The following is a 13,875-nucleotide window of genomic DNA, read 5'->3' on the forward strand; positions in this document are numbered from 1 at the left end:
GCTCAAGGAGTCGCTGGGGTACTGCTTGTAGAAGTCGAACGAGGAGTAAGTTCGATGACACTGACGCTAACTCAGAGTCAAGTGAAATACCATTTACAGGGACGGAGTAAGAGCCAAGAATTTCAAAATTACTATCGTTTGTTTTATTACATTGCCCAGCAGTATCGGATTTCAAAGTCTTGAGTTATGGGGCATGGGGCATGGAACCGAGGAAGAAGAAGAACTATTAACTCCTCACTCCCAATCCCCAGTCCCCAATCCCCAATCCCCAAAATCCACATCTCCCCCAGAATAATGATTAAGAGGGTACAGAAACCTGATAGATTTAGCTATCAGCGAGTAAAAACTGGTGAAGATGAAAGTCCTGGTTATTGGTGGTGATGGATATTGCGGTTGGGCAACTGCTCTTTACCTTTCCAATCGAGGTTATGAAGTTGGAATTCTAGATAGTTTGGTGCGGCGGCACTGGGATAATGAACTTGGTGTCGAAACTCTCACTCCGATCGCACTAATTCAACAACGTCTCCAGCGCTGGCAAGATTTGACAGGTAAATCGATCGACTTGTTCATCGGCGATATTACGAATTACGAGTTTCTCCATAAAACATTACAGCAATTTCAGCCAAATGCTCTGGTGCATTTTGGCGAACAGCGTTCGGCCCCATTTTCCATGATTGACCGAGAACACGCAGTTCTCACCCAGGTCAATAATGTAGTTGGGACGTTGAACTTACTGTACGCCATGCGGGAAGACTTCCCCGACTGTCATTTGGTGAAGCTGGGAACGATGGGCGAATACGGTACGCCCAACATTGATATCGAAGAAGGGTATATCACCATTGAACACAATGGACGCAAGGATACCCTACCTTATCCCAAGCAACCCGGTTCGATGTACCATTTAAGCAAAGTCCACGATAGTCATAACATCCACTTTGCTTGCCGGATTTGGGGCTTGCGGGCAACGGATTTAAATCAAGGTGTAGTTTATGGCGTTTTAACCGAAGAAACGGGGATAGACGAACTATTGATTAATCGGCTGGATTACGATGGTGTGTTTGGTACTGCACTAAACCGCTTTTGTATTCAAGCAGCAATTGGACATCCGTTAACTGTCTACGGTAAAGGTGGACAAACTCGCGGATTTTTGGATATTCGGGATACAGTCAGATGTGTGGAATTAGCGATCGCTAACCCTGCCGAGGCTGGTGAATTCCGCGTATTTAATCAATTTACCGAACAATTTAGCGTCGGCGATTTGGCATTGATGGTGAAAAAAGCTGGTAACGCTATCGGATTGAACGTAGAAATCAATCATTTAGATAATCCCAGAGTTGAAAAAGAAGAACATTACTTCAACGCTAAAAATACAAAATTGCTTGATTTAGGTTTGCAGCCTCACCTGCTCTCTGATTCTCTCCTCGATTCTCTGTTAAACTTTGCCATCAAGTATCAGGAACGAGTTGATCACAAACAAATTCTGCCTAAAGTCTCTTGGCACAGAAATTAGCGTAAACCCCAGTAAATCGTGGGTCTAAAATTAGTCGTCATATTTTAGCACAATATGACGACTAACCAGTTATTATTTATCAGGCGTATTGTCCAGCTACTACTAAATTTGCCGTTTACTACAGTTATTTTGACTGTGGAGAGTTGATTACACCACGCGAGAGAGTTTACTCTGTGTTTGATACCGAAATGCAAGCAAAGCTGAGATTATCTGCCTGGACTGAATAGTTTTTTATGAGAATTGCCCTATTTACCGAAACCTTTTTACCCAAGGTTGACGGCATTGTAACGCGCCTGCGCCATACTGTCGATCATCTCCAGCGCAGTGGTAATCAAGTGTTGGTGATTGCCCCCGATGGAGGCATTACAGAACACAAAGGCGCTAAAGTTTACGGCGTTACTGGCTTTCCTCTGCCATTGTATCCAGAATTGAAAATGGCATTACCTCGCCCAGCCATTGGTTACATCTTAGAAGAGTTTAAGCCTGATATTATTCATGTCGTGAATCCAGCCGTTTTGGGTTTGTCTGGGATATTTTATAGTAAAATCCTCAAAATCCCCTTGGTGGCCTCTTATCATACCCATTTACCCCAATATCTCCAGCATTACGGCTTGGGGATGCTGGAGGGTTTTCTTTGGGAACTGCTCAAAGGCGCTCATAATCAAGCAGCGTTGAATCTGTGTACCTCCACAGCAATGGTAGAGGAATTGACAGCACATGGTATTGAACGTGTAGATTTATGGCAGCGTGGGGTGGATACAGAATTATTTCACCCCGATTTAGCTAGTGTAGAGATGCGATCGCGTCTATCACAAAATCATCCAGAAAGCCCATTGCTACTTTACGTGGGCCGGCTTTCCGCTGAAAAAGAAATTGAGCGCATTAAACCAATCTTAGAAGCAATTCCCCAAGCGCGGTTGGCATTGGTTGGAGATGGGCCGCACCGTCAAGCATTGCAAAAACACTTTGCTGGCACAAACACTTATTTTGTTGGCTATCTTATGGGGCAAGAGTTAGGTTCTGCCTTTGCGAGTGCTGATGCTTTCATCTTTCCTTCCCGTACAGAAACACTAGGCTTACGCGTCAAAGACTTATCTGTTAATGAATTTGTTTGCTTACTCGACTTTATAACTGCTGAGTTCCAGCAATTTCTGAGAGCTATTGAACTGATCAATAATGAAGCTCTAGAAACTATGTTGGAGAAAGTATTAGAAGCTATCACCCTCAAAATTGGTCAAATTCTCCAAGCAGAACATACAGCCATTTTTTTAGTTGATTATGACAAAGGTCAACTGTGGTCAAAAGTTCCTCAAGATAATACCCAAAAATTCTTAGAAATTCGTACTCCCATTACAGTGGGTATCCCTGGCCATGTTGCTAGTACAGGTCAATACCTGAATATATCTGAAACTTATACTCATCCCCTATTTAGCCCAGAACTTGAAAAACAAATGGGCTATAAAATCCGTAATATTTTATGTATGCCCGTTATCAGTAGCAAAAACCAGACTGTAGCGGTAGTGCAACTAGCTAATAAAACCGGGAATGTTCCGTTTAATCATGATGATGAAGAACGTTTTCGAGACTTTGCGGCTTCAATTGGGATTATCCTGGAAAGCTGCCAATCTTTTTATGTAGCGGCTCGTAATCAAAGAGGCGCAACGGCTTTGTTGCGGGCAACTCAGACACTGGGGCAAAGTTTAGATTTAGAAGCAACTTTGCAGATAGTCATGGAACAAGCTCGAATTTTAATGCAAGCAGACCGCAGCACACTGTTTTTATATCGTAAAGAGCTAAACGAACTCTCGACGAAAGTTGCAGTGGCAGCAGATGGCACAAACTTGATAGAAATTCGCATTCCCGCTAACCGTGGCATTGCTGGCTATGTAGCTTCCACTGGTGAAGCCTTAAATATTTCTGATGCTTATAAAGACCCCCGCTTTGACCCAACTATAGATAAAAAAACTGGTTATATAACTCGCAATATCCTATGTTTACCAGTATTTAATTCTGCAAATGAATTGATTGGTGTTACACAATTAATTAATAAGCAACAAAACAGTTTTACTGCTTCTGATGAAGAGTTTATGCGGGCTTTTAATAATCAGGCAGGAATTGCCTTAGAAAATGCTCGGCTGTTTGAAAATGTGCTGTTAGAAAAACAGTATCAAAAAGATATTTTACAAAGTCTGTCAGATGCTGTGATATCTACAGATATGGCAGGACAGATTGTCACGATTAATGATGCAGCCCTAGAGTTGCTGGGTTGTCCGATAGGAGACGCTAATAGTAAAAACAACAAGATTTTGTGGGAACAAAATTTGATTGGTCGCCTAGTTTGGGAAGTTGTGCCAATTGAAAATCTCCAAATGCGACTAGAAGATAGTCTCAAAACTGGAGCTAAACATTATGTACCAGAGCAAAGTTTGATGCTGGGACTTTATCAAGCGCTAAGTGAAAATCAGGACGAGCTAAACCCTAGCTATCCGCTAACAGGACTTAGGAATCAGCACCCAATTTTAGCACTGCGCGATCGCACGAACCCCGATGTTTTTATTCCCTGGAATCAACCTCTGACTCCCCAATCTGAGTTTCTCACTTCTGATGAAGTACAAACATTAGAGCGCAGTATCAATCTTACTGTTAATCCCCTGACCAACCCAGAAGGCGGTGTACGCGGTGGTTTGGTGGTCTTAGAAGACATTACTCAGGAAAAACGGATGAAAACTACCATGTCCCGCTACCTGACGCCCCATGTCGCTGAACAAGTTATGGCACTAGGGGAAGATGCTTTAATGGTAGGCGAACGGAAGGAAGTAACTATCTTGTTTTCTGATATCCGGGGCTATACAACACTTACGGAAAATCTTGGTGCAGCTGAGGTGGTATTGCTGCTCAATCAGTATTTTGAAACGATGGTAGAGGCGGTTTTTAACCACGAAGGCACTCTCGATAAATTTATTGGTGATGCCTTAATGGCGGTATTTGGTGCGCCGCTACCATTGACAGAAAATCATGCTTGGAGGGCTGTACAGTCAGCGTTAGATATGAGACGCCGCTTAGAGGAATTTAACCAACGGCGAATTATCCAGGCGCAGCCGCAAATTCGTATTGGCATTGGGATTAGTTCTGGGGATGTGGTTTCGGGTAATATTGGTTCCCGCAAACGGATGGATTACACCGTCATTGGAGATGGTGTAAATTTAAGTTCGCGCTTGGAAGCGGTAACTAAAGATTACGGTTGTGATATTCTTTTGAGTGAATTTACTTACCAATTGTGCAGCGATCGCATTTGGGTGCGCCAGTTAGATAAAATCCGAGTCAAAGGGAAACACCAGGCAGTTAATATCTACGAGTTAATTGGCGATGACACTACTGAGTTAGATGCCAACACTCAAGAGTTTTTATTTCATTATCATACTGGACGCGCTGCTTATTTATCGCGCAACTTCTCACAAGCGATCGCTTGTTTCGAGTCCGCCAAATCTATCCAACCCCAAGACCAAGCTGTTGATATCCACCTAGAGCGTGCGCGTAATTACCAACAAACGCCGCCTCCAGAGTCCTGGGATGGTGTCTGGACAATGCTTACTAAGTAGTCATTTGTCATTGGTCATTTGTCACTTGTACTGAGCGTAGTCGTTGGCGGAGCCTCTCGTAGAGAAGTATTGGTCATTGGTCATTGCTTATTCTCCTTGTCTCCCCCATCTCCCCCATCTCCCGTTCAATCTTTAGTCTCTCCCTGGTCATCCTGAAACGGCTCTTCGCCAATTCCTAGCTCTTTTTTTGAGCGTTTCAACTGTTTCCACAGATCCTTTATTTGTTCGTAAGCTGCACCTGGAGGCACTTTTCCGCCTGTTTCTAAGTTGCAAATGTAACTTACCCGTTGAGCAAATTCCTGGAGATTTGCATTAAAAACCAAGTTTTCTGGCTTAACTTGACCGTAATAGCGACCGCGAGGGAAGAGAAAATCATCCTTGTTCACTATTTTTTTGTCCATTTATTCAATTCACCTTGTGTTTGGGTTTCTGAAGCTGAATTACTAGCTAACCTAATTTTTACTTATGTCAGATTGGGGTAAATCAGATCATCCGACTCCTTTTCCAATTGTTGATCGGGAATTGGTTAATTCAGATTTTGAGACTAGAGGTTGAAGCTGGAAATATTTTCTGTGTTAAATGTTACAAAAAAAAATTGCTAAAGTTACTAGAGAGAATATTTGATTTTCCTCACGGTTGTCAATTTATCTCATCTTAATTTATGAAATTCAAATTGTAATTAGCTTCAATCGAAACCTTTATGTACAAATATATTATGACATATCAGTATGCCTTGGTAACTTATTCTCTTAAAACTAATTAAAATCCTGATAGTAAAACTACTTAGGTGAGGATACTAGATACGAAAGCTAACTGTCCTCTGTTAAAAGTTAGAGATTTAGTTCTAAATATTTGGCAATTAGCTATTAAGCAGCGATCGCGCAGAGAAAATTGGGCTAGGTATTTGGTTATTAATTATTTTAACCTGCCCCTGCTTCCTCTTAAATAATCACCAATGGCTAATAATTAATAACTAAAGATAAAATGGTGAAGCCTCAAAGGACAATTTTTGTCCATCGCCTAAAACACTACCTGCCACCATGTCTGTTAATTCCAAGTTATACGAAGGCAAAGCAAAAATTCTTTATACAACGGACGATCCAGAAGTCTTGTTGGCTGATTTTAAGGACGATGCCACGGCGTTTAACGCCCAAAAGCGTGGCAACATCGAAGGGAAAGGAAAAATTAATTGTAGCATTTCCAGCCAGCTTTTTAAACAGTTGGAGGCTTATGGTATAAAGACTCACTTTATCGATAGTCCTGCCCCGAATCAAATGCGGGTGAGGGCAGTAAAGATTTTACCCTTAGAAGTGGTGATCAGAAATATTGCTGCTGGCAGTTTGTGTCAGCAAACAGGTTTACCAGTGGGTACAATTCTGAAACAGCCTTTGGTTGAGTTCTATTATAAAAACGATCAATTAGGAGATCCTTTGTTGACACGCGATCGCCTGTACCTACTAGAACTAGCGACTGCGGAACAAGTAGACGCAATTACACATCTAGCATTGCAAATCAATGAATTTCTCAATAACTTTTGGCAGCGGTGTGGCATTACCCTAGTAGACTTCAAACTAGAGTTTGGTTTGGACTCACAACAGCAGTTGCTCTTGGCAGATGAAATTAGCCCCGACACCTGCCGTTTGTGGGATACCGCAGAAAAGGACTCAAACCGCCGGGTAATGGACAAAGATCGCTTTCGCCGAGACTTAGGAAATGTAGAGGATGCCTACCAGGAGGTCTTACAAAGAGTGCTAAAAGCAGTAGAAACTACAAGTTAACCAAGTAAAAACCAAAAGGTGAGAAGGAATTATATTTAACTTTTGCCTTTTGCCTTTTGCCTTGTAAAGTAAAAAAGCAAAAGAAAAAAATTATGTTTTGAGTTTTACCTTTGGGATAAGGGCATTATTGCCTTGTGATGGTGTGTGTGGTCGTGAAGAGGAATATAAGTAAAATGCGTTTATCTCCCGTATTGCTGGCAGCAGTAGCAATTGCAGCCCCTTTGGGTGGCTCATTGAGTGCAAATGCAGAAACTGCCAACAGTTCAAAACAGACAACAGAAGTTTTGACACTAGAAACAAATCAGCAGCCAGAAAAGGACACTGGTCAGGTTAACTCTAGTAAAAGTCTAGAATCTCGACCTAAATCTACAGCAACTATAGAGGCGGAGCGTCCCCAATCCCGCGTCGTCGCAATTTACCCTGCCAACCCAGCAGCGAGCGCGAATCCAGAGGTCATTGTGCCAACCTCCACAACGCCAACAACTGCACAAACCCCTGAAATCAATCCCGGCCCTACTCAACAGCCGTCTCCGGCTCCAGACATTCCAGCGCCAGAAATTCAACAACCAACGCCTTCCCCAACTCCTGAGACCACTCCAGTCCCAGAAAATGTCAATCCACCGACAACGGAACCTTTATTACCCACAACACCAGAACCATCAACCGCTCCAGAAATTCCCCCCCCAGCTAGTCAAGAAAGAACACCTGCGCCATTCCCAGGCACTACTCCCAGTCCCCAGAATGTTAATCCACCGACAACTCCGGGCAATACTCCATTCCCAGGCGCTACTCCCACTCCACAGAATGTTACCCCACCGACAACTCCGGGCAATACTCAACCCAACACAGCCCCAGAAGCCAATGATCCCCGCGTACTGGTATCGGAAGTAGTAGTTAGATCCCAGGCTGGCCAACTATCACCAGAACTGGAAAGCCAAGTTTACAGAGTAATTCGTACCCAACCAGGACAAACAACCACCCGCAGCCAACTGCAAGAAGATATTAACGCCATCTTTGGTACTGGCTTCTTCTCCAACGTCCAAGCAGCGCCAGAAGATACCCCCTTGGGAGTGCGGGTGAGCTTTGTTGTACAGCCTAACCCCGTTCTCAGTAAAGTAGAAGTACAAGCCAATCCGGGCACTGGTGTCGCTTCTGTACTACCAGCTAACACTGTGGATGAAGTATTTCGTGAGCAGTATGGCAAAATTCTCAATCTGCGTGACTTGCAAGAAGGCATCAAGCAGTTAAACAAGCGGTATCAAGACCAAGGTTACGTACTAGCCAACGTGATTGGAGCGCCACAAGTCTCTGAAAACGGAGTTGTTACCTTACAAGTAGCAGAAGGGGTAGTAGAGAATATTAGAGTCCGGTTCCGCAATAAAGATGGTCAAGAGACAGACGAAAAGGGACAACCAATTCGCGGACGGACACAGGAGTACATCATTACGCGAGAAGTCGAGTTGAAGCCAGGACAAGTATTCAATCGCAACACAGTGCAAAAAGACCTACAGCGCGTGTATGGACTGGGACTGTTTGAAGATGTGAATGTGTCCCTTGACCCTGGTACCGACCCCAGCAAGGTGGATGTAGTAGTGAATGTGGCTGAACGCAGCAGCGGTTCTATTGCCGCTGGGGCAGGGATTAGCTCTGCTAGCGGACTTTTTGGAACAGTTAGCTATCAACAGCAAAACCTGAACGGTAGGAACCAAAAACTGGGGACAGAAATACAGGTAGGAGAACGGGAACTGCTGTTTGACGTGCGGTATACTGACCCCTGGATCGCAGGAGATCCTTACCGGACTTCCTACACAACCAATATTTTCCGTCGCAATTCTATTTCGTTGATTTTCGATGGTAAAGATGAAGATATTAGGACGTTTGATCCGGGTAATCCCAACGATGTAGATTCTCAGGATCGCCCCCGGATTCTCCGTGTAGGTGGTGGTGTCACCTTTACCCGTCCCTTATCTGCCAACCCTTATAAAACTTCTGTCTGGACTGCCTCAGCGGGCTTACAGTATCAACGAGTTTCCGCCCGTGATGCTGATGGTAATCTGAGAAAAACAGGAGCGGTATTTGATGATGATACTGGAAACCGCCTGAGTGATGAAATTCCACTGACCCTCTCTAGCAGCGGTCAAGACGATTTACTACTGTTGCAAGTGGGGGCACAGCGCGATCTCCGTAATAACCCCCTGCAACCCACTAGTGGTTCTTATCTCCGCTTTGGAGTCGATCAGTCAGTCCCAGTGGGGCTAGGCAACATCTTCCTGACCAGATTGCGGGGTAGCTACAGCCAATATTTACCCATTAAGCTGATTAGCCTCAGCAAAGGGGCACAAACCTTAGCATTTAACCTGCAAGCAGGAACCATCTTCGGTGACTTGCCTCCCTACGAAGCTTTTACCCTTGGGGGTAGCAACTCCGTTCGGGGTTATGAAGAAGGAGCATTAGGTAGTGGACGCTCTTATGTGCAAGCATCAGTTGAGTATCGGTTTCCAGTTTTTTCAGTAGTCAGCGGCGCACTATTTTTTGATCTCGGTAGTGACCTGGGAACTAGTACTAGGGCTGCTGAAGTGTTGAACAAAAATGGCAGTGGCTTTGGCTATGGTCTTGGCGTTCGCGTCCAATCTCCACTGGGGCCGATTCGGATTGACTACGGTATCAACGATGATGGTGACAGTCGGATTAATTTCGGTATTGGGGAAAGATTTTAATTTGTCATTAGTCATTGGTCATTGGTCATTAGTGAATCAGAAAGGACAAATGACAATTAACTTTTCTGGATTAGCTTGCTAATTGTTACATTTACCTCAATACTGTTCCGATAAAGGGATTAATGACATTTTTCAGGGAATATCAGGGATTTTACCAAAACAGACGATGAACAATACTAAAGGAAATATATTAACTTTTCGGCTATGCGACAGCACACTCTAGCTGCCCAAATCACCCAAATAGGGGTGGGACTGCATAGCGGTGTGAATACCCAGGTGCGGATACTACCAGCCGAGGCGGGAAGTGGACGCTACTTTGTGCGGGTGGATTTACCGGATTTGCCGATCGTTCCAGCCCAAGTTGCAGCAGTTAATCACACTGTTCTCTCAACTCAGTTGGGTAAGGGTAAGGTATATGTTCGCACGGTAGAGCATTTGTTGGCAGCACTTTCGAGTATGGGCGTGGATAATGCCCGAATTGAAATTGATGGCCCAGAAGTTCCACTTTTAGATGGTTCAGCAAGTGTGTGGACAGACAATATTGCCCAAGTTGGCTTAGTCTCACAAACCGTTAACAACCAAGTTCCCTTGGCTATTACAGAACCAATATGGGTCTATCAAGGGGATGCCTTTGTATGTGCCCTCCCAGCACCAGAAACCCGCTTTAGTTACGGTATTGATTTTGACCTGCCTGCTATTGGTAATCAATGGCATAGTTGGTTGCTAACCGCTGAACTAGAAAACGCTTCTGCTAGCTTTGCTAAGGAAATTGCTCCTGCGCGTACTTTTGGGTTACTGCATCAAATTGAACACTTACAAAAAACAGGGTTAATTAAAGGTGGCAGTTTGGATAATGCACTCGTTTGTGGGCCAGAAGGCTGGCTAAATCCACCATTGAGATTTGCAAATGAGCCAGTCCGTCATAAAATCTTGGATTTAGTAGGAGATTTGAGTTTACTAGGAACTTTTCCTCGTGCTCATTTTTTAGCGTATAAAGCCAGTCATAATTTACACATTCAACTGGCTCAGAAAATTTTAGATTTTGGACTTAGGCTTACCTCAGTCGAATGATTTTAGATTTTAGATTTGATCTAAAGTTTACATCTAGGATTATTAAGGCTTTGGATATACGCCTGCCTACTCAACTTTTAGATAAAAAATCAACTACACGGCCAATGTCAATCCTCATTGAAGTGAATACCATCAATACGACTACACTTACATCTACTGAACCACAGGGTATAAATGAGATTACAATCAGTTCTGAGATTAAAACAACTTTCACATCTGAAGAAATTCAGAAATTGCTACCCCATCGCTACCCATTTTTACTTGTAGACAAAATAATTGACTACGTGCCAGGTAAAAAAGCTGTTGGGGTTAAAAATGTCACTATCAACGAACCCCATTTTCAAGGACATTTTCCTGAACGTCCACTGATGCCAGGGGTGCTAATTGTTGAATCAATGGCACAAGTTGGAGGCATTGTCCTAACTCAAATGTCTTCGGTAGAAGGCGGGCTGTTCGTCTTCGCTGGTATCGATAAAGTTCGCTTTCGTCGCCAGGTCGTGCCGGGGGATCAACTAGTAATGACGGTGGAACTGTTATGGGTAAAACAACGTCGTTTCGGTAAGATGCAAGGTCGTGCCGAAGTTGATGGTCAACTTGCTTGTGAAGGGGAATTAATGTTCTCTTTGGTTAGCTAAAAGTTTGCTTTCGTGGTATGGGTATAGCCGTGAAATGCCCCTACTGAATCCTGAAAAAGGATAACAGTTAAAAAATCCACAACAGCATCTGAATAATTTCTTGATTTTCGCCGCCCTCTCTACGAGACGCACTCACAAACACACTTAACTTGCTTTGCCCGACACTTTCGTTCACTGAAATATTTCACACTCAACAACGCCAGTCGCCTCAATGGGGCGGTAGTCGGTACAACTCTCTTAACCAGAGTAACGCGCTGCCTCAAAAACCCCGCCTGGCGCTGGATTATTAAGACAGTTCTGGAGATTCACCCTTGAAAACGCTAATTCATCCAACTGCTGTAATTCATCCGAAATCGGAACTCCACCATACAGTGCAAGTCGGTGCCTATGCTGTGATTGGAGCGCATGTCAAAGTGGGCCCTGAAACAATAATCGGTGCTCATGCAGTGCTAGAGGGGCCTTGTGAAATTGGGGCGCAAAATCAGATTTTTACAGGTGCAGCCATCGGCATGGAACCCCAGGATCTGAAGTTTGTAGGAGAACCAACCTGGGTCAAAATTGGTGATAACAACTTAATTCGTGAGTACGTTACCATTAACCGCGCTACCGGTGCAGGTGAAGCGACGGTAATTGGTGACGGTAATCTTTTGATGGCTTATGTCCATGTGGCTCATAACTGCGTGATTGAAGACCAGGTAGTGATTGCTAACTCTGTGGCGTTGGCTGGTCATGTCCATATAGAGTCACGTGCTAGGCTCAGTGGAGTTTTAGGTGTCCATCAATTTGTGCATATTGGTAGACAAGCAATGGTGGGAGGTATGGCACGTATTGACCGGGATGTGGCCCCATATATGCTAGTGGAGGGAAATCCAGCGCGGGTGCGAACCCTCAATCTTGTCGGACTCAAACGGTCTGGTATGGACTCAGCAGATTTGCTTATGCTGAAAAAAGCCTTCCGCATTCTCTACCGTTCTAATTTGTCTTTTAAGGATGCTTTGGAACAGTTGGAATTGTTAGGGGATAGCGAAGAATTGCAGCATCTGCGACGCTTCCTGCTACTTTCTCAGATGCCTGGAAGACGTGGCTTGATTCCCAGTAAAGGGAAAAAAGGCGCAAGTGATGAATCGTGAAATGTAAGATATATCATGTCCGTCGAATTACCCATAATCAAAGCACCCCACCCCCAACCCCTCCCCGCAAGCGAGGAGGGGAGTAAGAGCGTAGCGGGGAGTGGTTCTAAAGAATTGTGGTTAATTGCCCAGACATCATAATTTATGAGTTATGAGTTGATGAATTAAAATTTTAACTCCTCACTCCTAACTCCTAACTCCTAGTTTTTACTAATTACCAATTATCAAATGCGGATATTTATCAGCACTGGCGAAGTATCTGGCGATTTACAAGGGTCGCTACTAATTTCAGCGCTGAAGCGTCAAGCTGTGGCGATTGGGTTGGAATTAGAGATTGTGGCGCTGGGTGGCGAAAAAATGGTAGAGGCTGGGGCAACTCTGTTGGGAAATACCAGTAGTATTGGCTCAATGGGTATTCTAGAAGGGCTGCCTTATGTTTTACCGACTCTTCAGGTGCAACGTCAGGCGATCGCTTCCTTAAAGCAAAATCCACCTGACTTGGTAGTGCTGATCGATTATATGACTCCCAATCTGGAAATTGGGACTTATATGAAACAGCATCTGCCAGATGTACCTGTGGTGTATTACATTGCTCCCCAAGAGTGGGCTTGGTCAATAAGTTTGCGGAGAACTAACCGGATTATTGGTTTTACAGATAAGCTGTTGGCAATCTTTCCACAAGAAGCCCGTTACTTTCGCGAGAAAGGCGCAAATGTTAGTTGGGTGGGACATCCTTTGGTTGACCGAATGCAAGATGCTCCTAGTAGGGAAGCAGCTCGTGCAACACTGGGGATTGCACCAGAAGAAATTGCGATCGCACTCCTCCCCGCCTCTCGCCGCCAAGAACTAAAATATCTTTTACCAATTATTTTTCAAGCTGCCCAAACTATTCAAGCTAAATTACCTGAAGTTCGTTTCTGGATTCCCTTATCGCTGGAAGTCTATAGACAGCCAATTGAAGAGGCTATTGAGCGTTACGGTTTGCGGGCGACAGTTATATCAGGTCAACAAATGGAAGTTTTTGCCGCAGCTGATTTTGCTATTAGCAAATCTGGTACTGTCAATCTAGAACTTGCTCTGTTAAATGTGCCGCAAGTTGTAGTTTATCGCCTTAGTCGTCTGACTGCGTGGATAGCTCGGAAAATTCTCAAAGGTTCAATAACCTTCGCATCGCCACCTAATTTAGTTGTGATGAAGCCGATTGTGCCAGAATTTTTACAAGAGCAAGCCACAGCAGAAAATATTACCCAAGCAGCGATGGAACTACTACTCAATCCCAGTCGCAGAGAGCAAACTTTGCTAGATTATGAAGAAATGCGGCAAAGTTTGGGAGAAGTTGGGGTTTGCGATCGCGCTGCTCAAGAAATTTTGCAAATGGTGGCGGGGACTGGGGACTAGGAAAATTTTGTATATTTAATACGCCATACTCAATACC

The 13,875-nt window shown here is 44.1% G+C and carries 9 protein-coding genes and 2 pseudogenes; 10 read left to right on the top strand and 1 reads right to left on the bottom strand.

The window, feature by feature from the left end; translation table 11 throughout:
• The 4 genes and pseudogenes from CDG76_RS19670 to CDG76_RS19680 form a co-directional block, all read left to right on the top strand.
• Nucleotides 1-183 (top strand): annotated as a pseudogene (locus CDG76_RS19670) (hypothetical protein); the annotation flags it as partial.
• Nucleotides 184-355: 172 nt separating this feature from the next.
• A complete protein-coding gene (locus CDG76_RS19675) occupies nucleotides 356-1,510 on the top strand; it encodes an NAD-dependent epimerase/dehydratase family protein (protein ID WP_094350630.1) in 1,155 nt (384 codons plus the stop codon).
• A gap of 233 nt (nucleotides 1,511-1,743) precedes the next feature.
• Nucleotides 1,744-2,532 (top strand): annotated as a pseudogene (locus tag CDG76_RS38495) (glycosyltransferase family 4 protein); the annotation flags it as partial.
• On the top strand, nucleotides 2,512-5,109 hold the full coding sequence (locus CDG76_RS19680; RefSeq protein ID WP_442946382.1) for a GAF domain-containing protein: 2,598 nt from the start codon (nucleotides 2,512-2,514) through the stop codon (nucleotides 5,107-5,109). The pseudogene CDG76_RS38495 and the gene CDG76_RS19680, both read left to right, overlap by 21 nt.
• 125 nt (nucleotides 5,110-5,234) lie before the next feature.
• Here CDG76_RS19680 and CDG76_RS19685 read toward each other — a convergent pair whose 3' ends face one another.
• On the bottom strand, nucleotides 5,235-5,510 hold the full coding sequence (locus CDG76_RS19685) for a DUF7219 family protein (protein ID WP_094350632.1): 276 nt from the start codon (nucleotides 5,508-5,510) through the stop codon (nucleotides 5,235-5,237).
• 639 nt (nucleotides 5,511-6,149) lie between these two features.
• Here CDG76_RS19685 and purC point away from each other — a divergent pair.
• The 6 genes from purC to lpxB all read left to right on the top strand — a co-directional run bounded on the left by purC (nucleotide 6,150) and on the right by lpxB (nucleotide 13,838).
• A complete protein-coding gene (purC, locus tag CDG76_RS19690) occupies nucleotides 6,150-6,887 on the top strand; it encodes a phosphoribosylaminoimidazolesuccinocarboxamide synthase (RefSeq protein ID WP_094350633.1) in 738 nt (245 codons plus the stop codon).
• A 173-nt stretch (nucleotides 6,888-7,060) separates the two neighbouring features.
• Nucleotides 7,061-9,604 (top strand): BamA/TamA family outer membrane protein, encoded by a 2,544-nt coding sequence (locus tag CDG76_RS19695; protein ID WP_094350634.1) that lies wholly within the window; start codon nucleotides 7,061-7,063, stop codon nucleotides 9,602-9,604.
• Between the two features lie 204 nt (nucleotides 9,605-9,808).
• Nucleotides 9,809-10,675: a UDP-3-O-acyl-N-acetylglucosamine deacetylase gene (gene lpxC / locus CDG76_RS19700; RefSeq protein ID WP_094350635.1), complete on the top strand. Its 867-nt coding sequence runs from the start codon at nucleotides 9,809-9,811 to the stop codon at nucleotides 10,673-10,675.
• A gap of 104 nt (nucleotides 10,676-10,779) precedes the next feature.
• A complete protein-coding gene (gene fabZ / locus CDG76_RS19705) occupies nucleotides 10,780-11,310 on the top strand; it encodes a 3-hydroxyacyl-ACP dehydratase FabZ (protein WP_094351058.1) in 531 nt (176 codons plus the stop codon).
• A 311-nt stretch (nucleotides 11,311-11,621) separates the two neighbouring features.
• Nucleotides 11,622-12,440: an acyl-ACP--UDP-N-acetylglucosamine O-acyltransferase gene (lpxA, locus tag CDG76_RS19710; protein ID WP_094350636.1), complete on the top strand. Its 819-nt coding sequence runs from the start codon at nucleotides 11,622-11,624 to the stop codon at nucleotides 12,438-12,440.
• Nucleotides 12,441-12,668: 228 nt separating this feature from the next.
• Nucleotides 12,669-13,838 carry a lipid-A-disaccharide synthase gene (lpxB, locus tag CDG76_RS19715; RefSeq protein WP_094350637.1) on the top strand — a complete coding sequence of 390 codons (1,170 nt, stop codon included), beginning with the start codon at nucleotides 12,669-12,671 and terminating at the stop codon, nucleotides 13,836-13,838.
• The last annotated feature ends 37 nt before the right edge of the window (nucleotides 13,839-13,875 follow it).

Origin of the sequence: Nostoc sp. 'Peltigera membranacea cyanobiont' 210A (genome assembly GCF_002246015.1) — a bacterium.
Classification (GTDB): Bacteria; Cyanobacteriota; Cyanobacteriia; order Cyanobacteriales; family Nostocaceae; genus Nostoc.

Coding starts and splice junctions, on each gene's coding strand:
- CDG76_RS19675 (WP_094350630.1), top strand. CDS start 356: ATGAAAGTCCTGGTTATTGGTGGTGATGGATATTGCGGTTGGGCAACT.
- CDG76_RS19680 (WP_442946382.1), top strand. CDS start 2,512: ATGGGGCAAGAGTTAGGTTCTGCCTTTGCGAGTGCTGATGCTTTCATC.
- CDG76_RS19685 (WP_094350632.1), bottom strand. CDS start 5,510: ATGGACAAAAAAATAGTGAACAAGGATGATTTTCTCTTCCCTCGCGGT.
- purC (WP_094350633.1), top strand. CDS start 6,150: ATGTCTGTTAATTCCAAGTTATACGAAGGCAAAGCAAAAATTCTTTAT.
- CDG76_RS19695 (WP_094350634.1), top strand. CDS start 7,061: ATGCGTTTATCTCCCGTATTGCTGGCAGCAGTAGCAATTGCAGCCCCT.
- lpxC (WP_094350635.1), top strand. CDS start 9,809: ATGCGACAGCACACTCTAGCTGCCCAAATCACCCAAATAGGGGTGGGA.
- fabZ (WP_094351058.1), top strand. CDS start 10,780: ATGTCAATCCTCATTGAAGTGAATACCATCAATACGACTACACTTACA.
- lpxB (WP_094350637.1), top strand. CDS start 12,669: ATGCGGATATTTATCAGCACTGGCGAAGTATCTGGCGATTTACAAGGG.